At 38.6% G+C, this 14,939-nt stretch carries 31 protein-coding genes; all 31 read right to left on the bottom strand.

The annotated features are described in order from the left end of the window. On the bottom strand, positions 1 to 602 hold a 602-nt coding region (locus ABNR88_RS05490; RefSeq protein WP_348670152.1), incomplete at its 3' end, for a rhodanese-like domain-containing protein. Positions 603 to 623: 21 nt separating this feature from the next. Further along, on the bottom strand, positions 624 to 1,070 hold the full coding sequence (locus ABNR88_RS05495) for a GatB/YqeY domain-containing protein (protein WP_291926572.1): 447 nt from the start codon (positions 1,068 to 1,070) through the stop codon (positions 624 to 626). 89 nt (positions 1,071 to 1,159) lie between these two features. Beyond that, the gene (rpsU, locus tag ABNR88_RS05500) at positions 1,160 to 1,375 is read right to left on the bottom strand and encodes a 30S ribosomal protein S21 (RefSeq protein ID WP_291926576.1); all 216 of its coding nucleotides are present in this window, start codon (positions 1,373 to 1,375) and stop codon (positions 1,160 to 1,162) included. Between the two features lie 12 nt (positions 1,376 to 1,387). Next, positions 1,388 to 1,774, bottom strand: coding sequence for a 50S ribosomal protein L17 (gene rplQ, locus ABNR88_RS05505; RefSeq protein WP_291926579.1), 387 nt, complete (start codon positions 1,772 to 1,774; stop codon positions 1,388 to 1,390). 9 nt (positions 1,775 to 1,783) lie between these two features. Then, entirely contained in the window at positions 1,784 to 2,764 is a 981-nt protein-coding gene (gene rpoA, locus ABNR88_RS05510) for a DNA-directed RNA polymerase subunit alpha (protein ID WP_291926581.1), read from the bottom strand. Between the two features lie 10 nt (positions 2,765 to 2,774). Then, a complete protein-coding gene (gene rpsD / locus ABNR88_RS05515; RefSeq protein WP_348670153.1) occupies positions 2,775 to 3,401 on the bottom strand; it encodes a 30S ribosomal protein S4 in 627 nt (208 codons plus the stop codon). Positions 3,402 to 3,410: 9 nt separating this feature from the next. After that, a complete protein-coding gene (gene rpsK, locus ABNR88_RS05520) occupies positions 3,411 to 3,794 on the bottom strand; it encodes a 30S ribosomal protein S11 (protein WP_053951645.1) in 384 nt (127 codons plus the stop codon). 15 nt (positions 3,795 to 3,809) lie between these two features. Then, positions 3,810 to 4,163, bottom strand: a complete 354-nt coding sequence (gene rpsM, locus ABNR88_RS05525) for a 30S ribosomal protein S13 (RefSeq protein ID WP_291926586.1) — start codon at positions 4,161 to 4,163, stop codon at positions 3,810 to 3,812. Between the two features lie 127 nt (positions 4,164 to 4,290). Beyond that, on the bottom strand, positions 4,291 to 4,404 hold the full coding sequence (gene rpmJ, locus ABNR88_RS05530; protein WP_010646235.1) for a 50S ribosomal protein L36: 114 nt from the start codon (positions 4,402 to 4,404) through the stop codon (positions 4,291 to 4,293). A gap of 16 nt (positions 4,405 to 4,420) precedes the next feature. Next, the gene (secY, locus tag ABNR88_RS05535; RefSeq protein ID WP_291926668.1) at positions 4,421 to 5,719 is read right to left on the bottom strand and encodes a preprotein translocase subunit SecY; all 1,299 of its coding nucleotides are present in this window, start codon (positions 5,717 to 5,719) and stop codon (positions 4,421 to 4,423) included. A gap of 3 nt (positions 5,720 to 5,722) precedes the next feature. Next, the gene (rplO, locus tag ABNR88_RS05540; protein WP_291926671.1) at positions 5,723 to 6,157 is read right to left on the bottom strand and encodes a 50S ribosomal protein L15; all 435 of its coding nucleotides are present in this window, start codon (positions 6,155 to 6,157) and stop codon (positions 5,723 to 5,725) included. A gap of 3 nt (positions 6,158 to 6,160) precedes the next feature. Continuing rightward, positions 6,161 to 6,343, bottom strand: coding sequence for a 50S ribosomal protein L30 (gene rpmD / locus ABNR88_RS05545; RefSeq protein WP_291926673.1), 183 nt, complete (start codon positions 6,341 to 6,343; stop codon positions 6,161 to 6,163). Further along, on the bottom strand, positions 6,343 to 6,861 hold the full coding sequence (gene rpsE, locus ABNR88_RS05550) for a 30S ribosomal protein S5 (RefSeq protein WP_291926675.1): 519 nt from the start codon (positions 6,859 to 6,861) through the stop codon (positions 6,343 to 6,345). The genes rpmD and rpsE overlap by 1 nt, the downstream gene beginning before the upstream one ends. Positions 6,862 to 6,901: 40 nt before the next feature. Then, entirely contained in the window at positions 6,902 to 7,249 is a 348-nt protein-coding gene (rplR, locus tag ABNR88_RS05555; RefSeq protein WP_291926677.1) for a 50S ribosomal protein L18, read from the bottom strand. Between the two features lie 17 nt (positions 7,250 to 7,266). Further along, a complete protein-coding gene (gene rplF, locus ABNR88_RS05560; protein ID WP_291926681.1) occupies positions 7,267 to 7,812 on the bottom strand; it encodes a 50S ribosomal protein L6 in 546 nt (181 codons plus the stop codon). A gap of 15 nt (positions 7,813 to 7,827) precedes the next feature. Beyond that, positions 7,828 to 8,223: a 30S ribosomal protein S8 gene (gene rpsH, locus ABNR88_RS05565; RefSeq protein ID WP_291926683.1), complete on the bottom strand. Its 396-nt coding sequence runs from the start codon at positions 8,221 to 8,223 to the stop codon at positions 7,828 to 7,830. 11 nt (positions 8,224 to 8,234) lie between these two features. Then, a complete protein-coding gene (gene rpsN / locus ABNR88_RS05570; protein ID WP_291926686.1) occupies positions 8,235 to 8,540 on the bottom strand; it encodes a 30S ribosomal protein S14 in 306 nt (101 codons plus the stop codon). Between the two features lie 5 nt (positions 8,541 to 8,545). Beyond that, on the bottom strand, positions 8,546 to 9,085 hold the full coding sequence (gene rplE, locus ABNR88_RS05575; protein ID WP_291926689.1) for a 50S ribosomal protein L5: 540 nt from the start codon (positions 9,083 to 9,085) through the stop codon (positions 8,546 to 8,548). A gap of 20 nt (positions 9,086 to 9,105) precedes the next feature. Then, the gene (gene rplX, locus ABNR88_RS05580; protein WP_291926695.1) at positions 9,106 to 9,417 is read right to left on the bottom strand and encodes a 50S ribosomal protein L24; all 312 of its coding nucleotides are present in this window, start codon (positions 9,415 to 9,417) and stop codon (positions 9,106 to 9,108) included. Next, positions 9,417 to 9,785: a 50S ribosomal protein L14 gene (gene rplN, locus ABNR88_RS05585; RefSeq protein ID WP_291926700.1), complete on the bottom strand. Its 369-nt coding sequence runs from the start codon at positions 9,783 to 9,785 to the stop codon at positions 9,417 to 9,419. Before rplN ends, rplX begins: the two co-directional genes overlap by 1 nt. A 24-nt stretch (positions 9,786 to 9,809) precedes the next feature. Continuing rightward, on the bottom strand, positions 9,810 to 10,076 hold the full coding sequence (gene rpsQ / locus ABNR88_RS05590; protein ID WP_291926703.1) for a 30S ribosomal protein S17: 267 nt from the start codon (positions 10,074 to 10,076) through the stop codon (positions 9,810 to 9,812). Further along, positions 10,073 to 10,261 (bottom strand): 50S ribosomal protein L29, encoded by a 189-nt coding sequence (gene rpmC, locus ABNR88_RS05595; protein ID WP_053951631.1) that lies wholly within the window; start codon positions 10,259 to 10,261, stop codon positions 10,073 to 10,075. The genes rpsQ and rpmC overlap by 4 nt, the downstream gene beginning before the upstream one ends. After that, on the bottom strand, positions 10,261 to 10,671 hold the full coding sequence (rplP, locus tag ABNR88_RS05600) for a 50S ribosomal protein L16 (RefSeq protein WP_291926708.1): 411 nt from the start codon (positions 10,669 to 10,671) through the stop codon (positions 10,261 to 10,263). Before rplP ends, rpmC begins: the two co-directional genes overlap by 1 nt. 10 nt (positions 10,672 to 10,681) lie before the next feature. Further along, entirely contained in the window at positions 10,682 to 11,374 is a 693-nt protein-coding gene (rpsC, locus tag ABNR88_RS05605) for a 30S ribosomal protein S3 (RefSeq protein ID WP_291930949.1), read from the bottom strand. Positions 11,375 to 11,381: 7 nt separating this feature from the next. Next, the gene (gene rplV, locus ABNR88_RS05610; protein ID WP_348670154.1) at positions 11,382 to 11,714 is read right to left on the bottom strand and encodes a 50S ribosomal protein L22; all 333 of its coding nucleotides are present in this window, start codon (positions 11,712 to 11,714) and stop codon (positions 11,382 to 11,384) included. A gap of 9 nt (positions 11,715 to 11,723) precedes the next feature. After that, positions 11,724 to 11,993: a 30S ribosomal protein S19 gene (gene rpsS, locus ABNR88_RS05615; protein ID WP_291926714.1), complete on the bottom strand. Its 270-nt coding sequence runs from the start codon at positions 11,991 to 11,993 to the stop codon at positions 11,724 to 11,726. Between the two features lie 2 nt (positions 11,994 to 11,995). Continuing rightward, positions 11,996 to 12,826 carry a 50S ribosomal protein L2 gene (rplB, locus tag ABNR88_RS05620; protein ID WP_291926717.1) on the bottom strand — a complete coding sequence of 277 codons (831 nt, stop codon included), beginning with the start codon at positions 12,824 to 12,826 and terminating at the stop codon, positions 11,996 to 11,998. Positions 12,827 to 12,838: 12 nt separating this feature from the next. Next, positions 12,839 to 13,129, bottom strand: a complete 291-nt coding sequence (rplW, locus tag ABNR88_RS05625) for a 50S ribosomal protein L23 (RefSeq protein ID WP_291926719.1) — start codon at positions 13,127 to 13,129, stop codon at positions 12,839 to 12,841. Then, positions 13,126 to 13,740, bottom strand: coding sequence for a 50S ribosomal protein L4 (gene rplD, locus ABNR88_RS05630; protein WP_291926722.1), 615 nt, complete (start codon positions 13,738 to 13,740; stop codon positions 13,126 to 13,128). The genes rplW and rplD overlap by 4 nt, the downstream gene beginning before the upstream one ends. Positions 13,741 to 13,749: 9 nt before the next feature. Further along, a complete protein-coding gene (gene rplC, locus ABNR88_RS05635) occupies positions 13,750 to 14,457 on the bottom strand; it encodes a 50S ribosomal protein L3 (RefSeq protein ID WP_291926725.1) in 708 nt (235 codons plus the stop codon). Positions 14,458 to 14,486: 29 nt separating this feature from the next. Then, on the bottom strand, positions 14,487 to 14,798 hold the full coding sequence (gene rpsJ / locus ABNR88_RS05640) for a 30S ribosomal protein S10 (protein ID WP_291926727.1): 312 nt from the start codon (positions 14,796 to 14,798) through the stop codon (positions 14,487 to 14,489). Positions 14,799 to 14,939 lie beyond the last annotated feature (141 nt).

Raw genomic sequence — 14,939 nt, forward strand, 5'->3', positions numbered from 1 at the left:
TTAACTGTTGTTAAACCAACCGAACGCCAAGCTTGCATACCACCACGATAATATTTTAGTAATTCAGGTGGGTAGCCCAGGGCAATTAATTTGCGAATCATTTTTGGTGATTTTCCACACCAAAATCCGTTGCAATAAATTACCAAAATTTTAGCATTGGTATAATCGTAGCCCGTTATCCCGGAATTAACGCCAAATAAAGTTAGCGTTTGATTACGAGAACTTAAAGCGCGCAATTGATTATTGTCAACTCTTATCGATGTTGGAATCATGCCTGTAATAATGGTTGCCGACTGAGGACGCGCATCAATTATAAGCACTTGTTCATCTCCGTGAGAGATGTCATTAATGTATTCAATTACCTCCAACTCAGCAACTGTTTCCACAGGATATGTGCCAAAGGGAAATAGTGGCTGTATTTTTCCACGCCAAGTACCTTGATAAAACTTCATGATTTCATGAGATCTATCTTGGTTTCTTTGAATATTAACCACTTCACCTTGGTGAATAATTGGAACAGACTTAAGGCCTTTCTCAATTAAAACCTCTTTGGCGTTAATCGAAAAGGATGTGAGTAAAAATAGAAATATGAAAAATTTCATGCCGAATAGCCTAAATAGAATCTATTGTAGTTTGGAGCGAATCAATCCAGAAACCACACCCATATCAGCCTTACCATCTAACTGGGTTTTTAACACACCCATTAACTTACCCATGTCTTGCATGGAAGATGCACCTGTAGCAGCAATAGCTTGATCAACAGCAACCAAAACTTCAGACTCAGACAATTGTTTTGGCATGTAATTATTTATAATAATAAGCTCGGCCTCTTCAACATCAACCAAATCATCCCGGCCAGCATCTTTAAATTGAGAAATAGAGTCTTTGCGCTGCTTAACCATTTTTTGAATAACGGCCATTGCTTGCGTGTCGTTGAGCTCGATACGCTCATCTACCTCTCTTTGCTTTATCGCACCTAAAATCATACGTAAAGCCTTTAAAGCTGCTTTATCCTTAGCCTTCATGGCTAACTTCATATCATTAGTAATCTGAGTTTTTAATGCTGACATAATATTATTTTTATTTAGTTAAAAAAAATGCCGATACAAAGATCGGCATTTGAAGAAAAATCTTAACACAGTAACGCGTTAAGTTTCTTTTAGTACATTCTCTTTCTATGAACGCGATTCTTAGCCATTTCTTTGTGGGTACGCTTAACGGCTGCAGCTTTCATACGCTTATTAACCCAAGTTTGTTTTTCATAAAACTCTTTTTTACGTACGTCAGTAATAACGCCCGCTCTGTCGCATGAACGACGAAAACGTCTAAGGGCAATGTCAAATGGTTCGTTCTCTCTTACTTTAATTGAAGGCATATTTAATTTTCCTTATGAAGCTGAAGCATCAGCAGTTGTACTGTCAAAATCAACCAATTGAACAATCGCCATTGGTGCTTTATCGCCAGTACGGAAACCAGCTTTTAAAATACGGATGTAACCACCAGGGCGATCTTTATAGAACGGTCCTAGCTGAGTGAATAATTTAGCAACCATGGCATCATCACGCAATTTAGCAAAAGCATTACGACGGTTAGCAACACTATCAGTCTTAGCTTTAGTGATTAATGGCTCAACAACACGACGAAGCTCTTTTGCCTTTGGCAAAGTTGTTCTGATGGTTTCATGATCAAACAATGAGTTTGCCATATTTTTAAACATCGCCTTACGGTGAGAAGAGTTACGATTTAGTTGTCTACCTGACTTTCTATGTCTCATGCTATTTCCTTATTCACTCATTAGATCAACTGGCGGCCAGTTAGGAATATCTGTTCCTAAATCAAGACCTTTGTCAGTTAATACTTCTTTAATTTCGTTTAATGATTTACGACCTAAATTAGGCGTTCTCAATAAATCTTGCTCAGACTTTTGGATTAAATCACCGATGTAGTAGATTTGCTCTGCCTTAAGACAATTAGCACTACGTACTGTTAACTCAAGCTCATCTACAGCTGCTAACAACTGAGGATCGAAATCATCAGATGTAGGTAGCGCCTCTTCTTCTTCAACAAGCTCTAATTCAACGAATGAAGATAGTTGATCTTGAAGAATTGATGCAGCACGCTTAATAGCAGCCTCTGCATTTACAGAGCCGTTAGTCTCAATCACCATGTTAAGTTTATCAAGGTTAACTTTTTGCTCAACTCTAGCCGCATCAACAGTAAAGCTAACACGTTTGATTGGAGAAAAGCTTGCATCAAGCTGGATGCCACCAATAGAAGTTGCTTCGTCAGAACGAGAAGCCGCTGTATCGTAACCAATACCTGTACCAATCTTAAGCGTCATACGGATATGACCACCATCATTAACAGTTGCAATAACAAAATCAGGGTTGTGGGCAGAAATATCACTACCATTAGCTTCGATATCAGCTACCGTAACTTCACAAGGGCCTTTTTTATCAATAACAACTTCAGTTGTCTCAGTAGTATTAAGTGCGACAGAAACTTCTTTCAGGTTAAGTAAAATGTCTAATACGTCTTCCTGAACACCTTCGATGGTAGAGAATTCATGCATCACACCATCAATGGCAACTTCTGTTACTGCTGAGCCTGTCATTGATGATAGTAAAGTTCTTCTAAGGGCATTACCCAAAGTATGGCCAAAACCTCTTTCTAATGGCTCAAGAACAACCTTGAACTCATTGGTAGCAGTCTGTGAAGACTCAACTAGTTTTGGCTTTAAAAAATCTTTTGCGTTACCTTGCATAATTAATCCCTTATTTAGAATACAATTCAACAATTAAATGCTCTTGGATGTCTGAAGATAGATCATCACGTACAGGAACATTTTTGAATAAGCCTTTTAAGGCTTTAGAATCTACGTCAATCCACTCTGGTTGATCGCCTTGCTCAGCAAGTTCTACGGCTAATTGAATACGACTTTGCTTTTTAGCCTTTTCACGAATAGAGATTTCATCGTTAGCACTCACCTGGTAAGAAGGAATGTTGACAATTGAACCGTTAACCAAAATTGACTTATGAGAAACTAACTGTCTTGCTTCGGCACGTGTAGAGCCAAAACCCATACGGTACACAACATTATCAAGACGACACTCAAGAAGTGATAACAAGTTTTCACCAGTTGAGCCTTTCTTTTGAGAAGCCTTTTGGTAGTAAAGTCTAAATTGCTTTTCTAATACACCGTAAATACGTCTAACTTTTTGCTTTTCACGAAGTTGCAAGCCGTATTCAGTACCCTTTTGACGACGGGCATTTGCACCGTGCACACCAGGTAGTTGAGTTACTTTACATTTAGAATCTAATGATCTAATGCCGCTTTTTAGAAATAAGTCCGTGCCTTCGCGACGTGCTAATTTACAAGTTGGTCCAGTATATCTAGCCATAATTTATCCTTATACTCTACGTTTCTTAGAAGGACGACAACCATTATGAGGGATTGGCGTTACATCTGTAATTGATTGAATTTTTAAACCTTGTGCGTTTAAACCACGGATAGCAGAATCTCTACCAGGACCCGGACCTTTAACGCGTACATCTAGGTTTTTCATACCAAAAGCTAAAGCTTTTTCACCACAATTGCCAGCAGCAACCTGTGCAGCAAACGGTGTTGATTTTCTAGAACCTCTAAAACCAGAACCACCTGAAGTTGCCCAACAAACAGCATTTCCATGACGGTCAGTGATCATAACAATGGTGTTGTTAAAAGTTGCATGAATATGCGCAACACCATCCGTTATAACTTTTTTAGATTTCTTTTTAATTGGAGCCTTAGCCATAATATCTACCTATGATTATTTGATTAAACGACGTGGACCCTTACGAGTTCTGGCGTTAGTTTTAGTTTTTTGACCGCGAAGTGGCAAGCCTTTACGATGACGAACACCACGGTAACAGCCTAGATCTTTTAAGCGTTTAATGTCCAATGCAACCTGACGTCGAAGATCACCTTCAACTTCAAATTTAGCAACTTCAGCACGAATCAACTCAACTTGATCTTCAGGAATCTCTGAAACTTTTGTTGATGGATCAATCTTAAGGGTTGCACAGATCTGTTTAGATCTTGTTTCACCAATGCCAAAAATTGACTGCAAGCCAATTACAATATGTTTATGTGTTGGAACGTTAATTCCCGCTATTCTAGCCATAGTTTTCCTTTATACCTTTACTTCTTAGTCTTAAATTTTGCAAAAATTGACGTCTTTCAACGCTTGCAAAATTTGAATTTGAAAAACGGGCAATTATACGTTGCACGCTTAACATTGTCAATTGAAATTAGCCTTGTCTTTGTTTATGACGAGGCTCTTTACAAATCACACGCACGACACCGTGACGCTTAATAATCTTACAATTATTACAAATTTTCTTAACTGATGCTCTTACTTTCATGATTGCTACCTTTTTGTTAATTTAAGCCAGATTTCTTCATTAATGACTCGTACTGATTAGACATTAAATGAGACTGGGCTTGCGCGATAAAATCCATCACCACAACGACGATGATCAATAAACTGGTTCCACCAAAGTAAAATGGTACGTTCCAATATAAAATTAAAAATTCTGGCAGTAAACACACTGCTGTAATATAAATAGCACCTGATGCTGTTAGTCGAGACATAACCGAATCAATATAATCAGCCGAATGCTTACCAGGACGAATACCCGGAATAAAACCACCTGACTTGCGTAAGTTGTCTGCCGTATCTTTAGAGTCAAAGGTGAGTGCTGTATAGAAAAAGGTAAAGAACACAATAGCTAAACCATAAAACATCACGTACAACGGCTGACCTGGGGAAATACTTGCGGTTATATCAGCTAACCAACCCATACCCTCACTTTGTGAGAACCAGCCGCCTAAAGTCGCTGGGAATAAAATAATGCTTGAGGCAAAAATTGGTGGAATTACACCGGCCATATTGATTTTAAGCGGTAGGTATGAGCTCTGACCACCCACCATCTTACGACCCTGTTGACGCTTAGCGTAATTAACAGTAATTCGCCTTTGACCTCTTTCCATAAACACAACAAATGCGGTTACCAATAAAGTCATTGCTAATAAGATAACGACCAGGATCACCGTTAACTCGCCAGTTGAAACTAGAGATAACGTAGAGCCAAAAGCTGACGGTAGGCCAGAAACAATACCGGCAAAAATGATCATTGAGATACCGTTACCAATACCTTTTTCAGTAATTTGCTCACCCAACCACATCAGAAATAATGTACCGGTTGTTAAGGTAACAACCGTCACCATGCTAAATGTAAATCCACCCTGGGTAACCAAAGCCACACCACCGGCACTTTGCGACTGCAAAGCAATAGAAATACCATAAGACTGAAAAACAGCTAGAACCACTGTGCCCAATCTAGTGTACTGAGTAATCTTACGCTTACCCGTTTCACCTTCTTTTTTAAGCTGTTCCAATTTAGGAATAACTGAAGTCATTAAAGTGACAATAATAGATGCAGAGATGTAAGGCATGATGCCCAAGGTAAAGATCGATAAACGCTCTAAAGCACCACCCGAAAACATATTAAACATATCCAAAATCGTGCCTTGCTGATCTTGCACTAAAGACGCCAAAGCAGCGCTAGAGATAAATGGAATGGTAATATGTGTACCTAATCTAAAAACGATTAACGCACCCAATAAAAAAAGGATGCGCTTAGATAAGTCTTGAGAAAGGCCTAAGGGTTGAGACATAATTTACTCGTTAATAGTGCCTTTAGCAGCTTCAATTGCCGCTTTAGCGCCTTTAGTTGCCTTAATACCAGTTAGAGTTACTGCTCTAGTAATCTCACCTGATAACATTACCTTAACACGCTTAATATTTTTAGTAATTAAGTTGTGCTGCTTTAGCACATCAACAGTGATGTCAGTCTCCTCAAGGTTGTTAATTTCAGACAAAGTCACTTGTGATGTAATGATTGATACTCTTGAAGAGAAACCAACCTTTGGTAAGCGACGTTGTAATGGCATTTGACCACCTTCAAAACCAACTTTAGTAAAACCACCTGAACGTGACTTCTGACCCTTATGGCCACGACCACAAGTTTTACCCCAGCCACAACCAATACCACGGCCTACGCGTTTTCTGTCTTTCTTTTCACCTTCATTAGGTGCTAATGTATTTAAGAACATTGTTTAATCCTCTACCTTTAATAAGTAAGCTACCTTATTGATCATGCCTCTTACTTCAGGCGTATCTTGAAGGGTTACTGTATGGTTAATTCTTTTTAAGCCTAAGCCAGATACCGTAGCACGGTGTGAAGGCAAGCGACCATAAAAACTCTTTAATAATGTAACAGTGACAGTTTTAGCGGCCATTATGCTTCTCCGTTAATTTGTTCAACAGTTTTGCCACGCTTTGCAGCAACCATTGCAGGTGAAGACATTGATGTTAAACCTTCGACTGTTGCACGAACAACACTGATTGGGTTACGTGTACCGTTACACTTTGCTAAGATATCATGTACACCAACTGCTTCCAAAACACTACGCATTGGACCACCAGCAATAACACCAGTACCTTCAGATGCTGGCTGCATGTAAACCTTAGCGGCACCAACATTAGAAGTGATAGGGTAATGAAGTGTACCGTTCACTAATGGTACCGTTTTCATAGCTTTTTTAGCTTTGTCCATTGCTTTTTGAATCGCTGCAGGCACTTCACGAGCTTTACCCGTTCCATAACCAACTTTACCTTTGCCATCACCAACAACAACTAATGCTGAGAAACCAAAAATACGTCCACCTTTAACTACCTTTACAACACGACGAATATTGACCAATTTTTCAATGTATTCGTTGTCGTCGTTATTATTATTTTTCTTATATTCAGCCATTATTCTCGCCTTTTAATATTGTCTTAGTTTGAACCGTTGATTAGAATTCTAATCCGCCGTCTCTTGCTGCATCTGCTAGCGCTTTAATGCGACCATGGTACTTAAACCCTGAACGATCAAACGCTACTTTAGTTACTTTAGCTTTTTTAGCTGCCTTAGCAATTTCAGCTCCAATTTTCGTTGCTGCATCTACATTACCACCATTTTTTACCTTACTGGTAATAGTAGAAGCAGAGGCAAGTGTCTTAGTGCCACAACTGCTAATGATCTGCGCATAAATATGAACAGAAGTTTTGTGGACACATAGACGCTCAGTGCTTCTTTCAGCATGCTGAGCTCTAAATTTAGTTGCTCTTCTTAAACGAGCTTGTTTTTTAGAAAGTTTCATTTTGAATACCTTATCAATTATTTCTTCTTAGCTTCTTTACGAACAACATACTCATCCGTGTAACGAACACCCTTACCCTTATATGGCTCAGGTGGACGATAAGCTCTAATTTCTGCAGCCACTTGGCCAACTTTTTGCTTATCCATGCCTTTAACAACAATCTCAGTTTGAGAGGGTGTGTCAACTGTAATACCTTCCGGTAAAGCGTAAGCTACTGGGTGAGAGAAACCAAGGGTTAAATCTAATGTTTTACCCATTGCTTTCGCACGGTAACCAACACCAATTAGTGACAGTTTCTTTTCCCAACCAGCAGTAACACCTTGGACTAAATTAGCTGTATTTGCTCTAGCCGTACCCGCTTGTGCCCAAGCGTCTTTTTCAGATTTCTTTTCAACTTTAGCAATACCGAAAGTAATTTCGTTATCATTAATAGTTACTGCAACTGTTGGATGGATATCCATGATCATTTGTCCCAATTTACCTTTAACGGTCATTGTGACACCTGACATGCTTACTTCTGTACCGCTCTCAATAGTAATGGGTGATTTTGCTACTCTAGACATATAATCTCTCCAATATTAGTAAACACTGCACAATACTTCACCGCCAACATTTTGGGCAGTTGCAGATTGTCCAGTCATAACACCCTTAGGGGTAGAAACGATAACAATACCTAAGCCATTCATCACACTTGGCATTTCAGTACTAGCGGCATATACTCTCAAACTAGGCTTAGAAATGCGCTGTAGCGTATCAATAACAGGCTTGCTCTCAAAGTATTTAAGTTTGATAATTAATGTTTTAATGGCCTTCTCACCTTCAATAGAAAATGATTCAATATAGCCTTCTTGCTGCATCACGCTAGCGATTGCAGACTTTAAATTTGATGCTGGAATATTAACTTCCTTCTTCTCAACCATTTGTGCGTTGCGAATGCGAGTTAACATATCAGCAATAGGATCAGACATACTCATATTATTTCTCCTTACCAGCTTGCTTTAGATAAACCCGGAACTTCACCATTCATAGTGCGTTCTCTAAGCTTAGTTCTAGCCAAACCAAACTTACGGTAAAAACCATGTGGACGGCCTGTCAAACCACAACGACTACGTTGGCGAGTTGGAGAAGCGTCACGTGGAAGTGCTTGCAACTTAATGGTTGCTTGAAAACGTTCTTCATCAGAAGAATTCACACTCTTAATAATTTTCTTTAACTCAAGACGTTTAGATTTAAACTTTTCAGCAATCTTTGAACGCTTGATGTCTCTATTTATCATAGACTTTTTAGCCATTTTCCTTATCCTTTAAATGGGAATTTAAACATTGCTAATAGTTTCTTAGCGTCATCATCAGAAGCAGCAGTTGTCGTGATTGCAATATCCATACCACGAGTTCTTGTTACTTTTTCAAAATCAATTTCAGCAAAGGTAATTTGCTCTGTAATACCCATGTTGTAGTTACCACGTCCATCAAACGATGTTGGCTTTAAACCACGAAAATCACGAATACGAGGAATGGCTATATTCACAAGGCGGTCAAGAAATTCATACATCTTTTCTTTACGCAAAGTTACTTTACAGCCAATCGCATTACCTTCTCTAATTTTAAAACTTGCGACAGATTTACGAGCATTACATGTTAAAGCTTTTTGACCTGATATTAGGCCCATCTCCTCTAACGCACTTTGCAAAATTTTCTTGTCACCTAGTGCACTTCCAAGACCCATATTAATGGTAATCTTTTCAATTTTTGGCACTGCCATTGGGTTGCTAAGACCTAACTCTTTTTGTAGAGCGGGCTTAATAACATTTGTATATTCTTCTTGTAATCTAGACACGGTTTATTTCCTTAACTTGCTCAAACGATTGCTTTGCCGTTTGATTTAAAAAATCTTTCCTTGTTGCCATCTTTGTCAGCACGAATACCAACTCTGTCAGCTTTGTTTGTTTCTGCGTTAAAAATTGCAACATTCGAAACTGCTAAAGGCATTTCAGTATCAATAATACCGCCAGTAACACCCGCATTAGGGTTAGCTTTAACATGCTTTTTAGCAATATTCATACCTTCAACCACTACTTTGTTACCTAAAACTTTTGTAATGGTGCCAGTAGAACCTTTATCTTTTCCAGCAATAATGATCACTTCATCATTTAATTTAATTTTTTGCATTATAGAACCTCTGGAGCTAATGACACGATCTTCATAAATTTAGCACTACGTAACTCACGAGTTACAGGGCCGAAGATACGAGTTCCAACTGGCTCTAATTTAGTATTTAACAATACACAAGCATTGTTATCAAAGCGAATACGTGATCCATCAGCGCGACGAACACCATGTGCAGTACGTACTACAACAGCATCGTAAACATCACCTTTTTTAACTTTTCCGCGAGGAGAAGCTTCTTTAATACTAACTTTAATAACGTCACCAATAGCCGCATAACGACGCTTAGAACCACCTAAAACTTTAATACACATTGCCTTAACACCACCGCTGTTATCGGCAATACTAAGTTTTGTTTGCATTTGAATCATGTCTTACTCTCTTTAAATTTGATATTAATCAACAGAAACTGATTTCTCAACCACTTCCAATAACGCCCAATGCTTAGTTTTGGAAAATGGCTTAGATTCAACCACTCTCACTGTATCACCAAGTGAACATTCATTCTTTTCATCATGTGCGTGAACTTTAGTAGTACGCTTAATGATTTTCTTATAGATCGGATGCTTAACCTTACGTTCAATTTGAACAGCAATCGTCTTATCACGACCAGTACTTACAACCGTACCCGTTAGTACGCGTTCTACTTTATTATCACTCATGCTTGTTTCTCTTTAATAATAGTTTTAACTTGTGCAATAGATCTTTTAGTTTTACCTAATTTCGTTGCATCATCTAATTGTGCACTACGGTGTTGCATACGCAACTCAAAGTGTTCTTTTAAAAGCGTCATTAACGTTTCGTTTAGTGTCGAGATATCTTGATCTCTTAATGCTTTAATATCCATTACATTGCCGTCCTTTTAATAACCGTTGTCTTGACTGGTAATTTAGCAGCAGCCAATGCAAACGCTTCTCTTGCAACTGTCTCATCAACACCTTGCATTTCAAATAACATTTGACCAGGTTTAATTTGTGCAACCCAATACTCAACACTACCTTTACCTTTACCCATTCTTACTTCTAATGGCTTTTTAGTAATTGGCTTATCTGGAAAAACTCGAATCCAAATCTTACCTGTTCGCTTAACATGACGAGTCATTGCACGACGTGCTGCTTCGATCTGTCTTGCAGTCATGCGACATCTACCAGTCGCTTGAAGGCCGATTTCACCAAAACTAACCTTATGGCCAGTTGCTAGACCGCGGTTACGGCCTTTCATCATTTTTCTAAATTTTGTACGTTTAGGTTGTAACATTTGTTATTCCTTACTTCTTACTAATTTGATTAGTTGCACCACGACGAGCAACCTCATCTAATGTGCCTTTCTTGTGGTCCAAGATTTCACCTTTAAAAATCCAAACCTTGATACCGATTACACCATACTGTGTATTTGCACCGTATGAAGAGTAATCCACATCTGCTCTAAATGTGTGTAATGGCACACGGCCTTCACGGTACCACTCAGAACGTGCAATTTCTGCACCGTTTAATCGGCCACTAACCATCACTTTAATGCCTTGTGCGCCTAAACGTGTGGCGTTACCCAATACACGCTTAACAGCACGACGATACATCACACGTTTTTCTAACTGCTGTGCAATGTTCTCAGCAACCAAACGAGCATCAAGCTCTGGTTTTTTAATTTCTTCAATGTTAATGTGTACGGTAATACCCATCATTTTTGAAACAATAGCTTTCAACTGTTCAATGTCTGCACCTTTTTTACCAATCACGATGCCTGGACGTGCCGTGTGAATAGTTACTTTGGCATTATTAGCCAAACGCTCAATCGTAATACGACTGACAGAAGCAGACTTTAATTTCTCAAATAAAAAATCTCTAACTTCGATATCAGATAATAAATATTTAGAATAATCTTGAGAATTGGCATACCACTTAGAATCCCAATCTCTAATAATGCCTAATCTAATACCTTTTGGATTTACTTTTTGACCCATATTAAACCTACTTGCTTAAGCCGACAGTAATGTGGCTTGTTCTTTTTAAAATTCTATTTGCACGACCTTTTGCTCTTGGACGAATTCTCTTCATCGTTGAACCTTCGTCAATATAAACACTACTTACTTTTAATTCATCAATATCAAGACCATCATTATGTTCAGCATTAGAAATGGCTGAATTTAATACTTTCTTGACTAATTTCGCTGCTCCCTTATTACTAAACGAGAGAATGTTTAATGCTTCCTCTACAGACTTTTGACGGATCTGGTCTGCAACTAATCTCACTTTAAAAGATGAGCCTTTTGCGTATTTATGTACTGCTTTAACTTCTTTCATGTCATTCACCTATGATTTACGGTCGCCAGAGTGGCCATTAAAGGTTCTAGTTAAGGCGAATTCACCCAACTTGTGACCAATCATTTCCTCTGTAATCGATACAGGAACATGTGCCCTTCCGTTATGCACTGCAATTGTTAAACCAATCATCTCAGGTACGATTACTGAGCGACGTGACCAAGTTTTAATTGGTTTTCTGTCGTTGTTATCTTGAGCTGTTAATACTTTCTTGATTAAGTGCTCGTCAACAAATGGTCCTTTTCTTAATGATCTAGCCATGATTAACCCTTATTTCTACGACGTACGATAAGTTTATCAGTACGTTTATTACTACGTGTTTTATAACCTTTAGTTGGTGTACCCCATGGAGAAACAGGATGACGACCACCACTTGTTTTACCTTCACCACCACCATGTGGGTGATCTACTGGGTTCATTACAACACCACGAACAGTTGGTCTAACACCTCTCCAGCGAGTTGCACCCGCCTTACCTAATTTTCTCAAACTATGCTCTGACTTGGAAACCTCTCCAATCGTTGCACGACATTCAGCCAATACTTTGCGAACTTCACCTGAGCGTAATCTTAAGGTAACGTAGTTACCTTCTTTAGCAATTAGCTGTGCAGATGTTCCAGCACTACGTGCGATTTGAGCGCCTTTCTTAGGCTGTAATTCAATACAATGAACCACACTACCTAAAGGAATATTTGCCAAAGTCATAACATTACCCGTTTGGATTGCAACTGCAGTTCCAGATACAACCGAATCTCCTGCTTTCAAACCCTTAGGTGCAATAATATAACGACGTTCACCATCAGCGTATAACACTAAGGCGATGTTCGCACTACGGTTAGGATCATATTCAAGACGCTCTACACGTGCTGTAATATCATCTTTATTACGCTTAAAGTCAATCATACGGTAACGACGCTTATGGCCACCACCTTTATGACGAGTAGTAATACGACCAGCGTTATTACGACCACTAATTCTATTTTTGCTTTCGGTTAGAGGTGCATAAGGCGCACCTTTATGTAGATCTACATCTACAATACTAACTACAAATCTTCTACCTGGTGAGGTTGGTTTTCTTTTAATTACTTGTGCCATAATAAAATCTCTTTAAGATGCGCTAACGTCAATCATTTGGCCTTCAGACACTTTTACCATTGCCTTTTTCCAATTAATACGACGACCAATTTTGCCTTTAAAAACTTTCTTTTTGCCTTTAACAACTGAAGTTGTAACATTTTCAACTGTCACACCGAATAATAATTCAACGGCAGCCTTAATCTCTTTCTTGTTGCTATCAACACGTACTTTAAATGCGTACTGATTGCTAGCTGACAACATTGCTGTCTTTTCAGAAACAAGGGGAGATAATAAGGTTTTTAATACTTTTTCTTGATTCATAACATTGCCTCAATTCTCTTCAATGCGGCTTCTGTAACCACAACATTTTGATAGCCAATTAAGCTAACTGGATCAATGCTTTGCGTATCACAAACACCTACATGGTATAAGTTACGAGAAGATAAGTATAAGTTCTCATCTAACTCATCTGTCATTAGTAATGCATCTTTAATGTCTAATGACTTAAGAAGAGCAGTTACACTTTTAGTCTTAGCTTCCTTAACATCAAACTCAGAAACAACCTTTAAACGATCTGTACGGGCTAATTCAGAAAAAATTACTGATATTGCACCTTTGTACATTTTTTTATTTACTTTTTGAACATAGCTACGAGGAGAGGCTGCAAATGTAACACCACCAGAACGCCAAATTGGGCCACGGCTAGTACCTGCACGAGCTCGACCAGTACCTTTTTGGTTCCATGGTTTCTTACCACCACCACTTACTGCAGCACGGTTCTTTTGAGCTTTTGAACCCTGTCGACCGCCAGCCATATAAGCTGTTGTAACCTGATGAACCAATGACTGGTTGTAATCTCTTGCAAAAATAGTATCAGCTACTTCTGCTGTAGTTGACTTGTTTGTGCTTATGTTTAATACTTTTAATTTCATCTTAAAACCTTACGCTTCTTCAGCTGAATTGTCTTGAATGTTTTTACTTACTGCAACGTTAATCTTGTCTTTTTTAGCTGATAATGAAACTTTAACAATGCCTTTAGTTGAACCAGGTATAGAACCCTTAACTAAAATAACATTCTTTTGATTATCAACTTTAACGATTTCTAAACACTCTTGTGTTACTTGCTCATCACCCATGTGACCAGCCATCTTTTTACCTTTAAATACTCGACCAGGTTCTTGACACTGACCCGTAGAACCAATTGCTCTGTGAGAAATTGAGTTACCGTGAGTTGCATCTTGCATTTGGAAGTTATGACGTTTCACACCACCTTGAAAACCCTTACCTTTAGACTGACCCGTTACATCAACGTAATGCCCAGCACCAAAGATTGAGATATCAAAGCTTGTATTATCAGCAATTTCTTCTGCATCCGCTCTAAATTCCCAAAGACCAAAACCAATTTCTTGAGACGCTTTCGCGTAATGACCCTTGATTGCAGCAGGTACACGACGCACTTTAGCCTCACCTTTTTTGTTAACTTTTGCACCTGTTGTTACTTGAACAGCACTATAGCCATCCACTTCAAGTGTTCTTGTTTGAACAACACGATTAGGTTCAATTTTAATTACGCTTACTGGCGTGGCTGTGCCATCGTCATTTATTAAGCGCGTCATACCTAATTTTTGTCCTACTAAACCAATTGCCATGATCTTATTCCTAATTTATATATATCTGTCTAGTTAAGCTTAATCGCTACGTCAACACCAGCAGCTAAATCTAACTTCATTAATGCATCTACTGTCTTATCTGTAGGGCTAATAACGTCCATTAATCTAATGTAAGTTCTTAATTCGTATTGATCTCTCGCTTTTTTGTTTACGTGCGGAGAAGTTAATACAGTAAAGCGTTCTTTCTTACTTGGAAGAGGGATTGGACCTCTTACACTAGCGCCAGTGCGCTTAGCAGTCTCTACAATCTCAAGCGCTGATTTGTCGATTAATCGATGATCAAATGCTTTTAATTTAATTCTAATATTTTGATTGCTCATGTGTCCTATGTCCTATCTGTTTGCTATGCAAACTTCTCAACGAAAAACCGAAGATTATACAATAAATCTTCGACCTCTATTCAACTAATTAATCCGTAACCTTAGAAACAACACCCGCACCTACTGTACGACCACCTTCTC

Source organism: uncultured Candidatus Thioglobus sp. (assembly GCF_963981275.1).
GTDB lineage: Bacteria > Pseudomonadota > Gammaproteobacteria > PS1 > Pseudothioglobaceae > Thioglobus_A.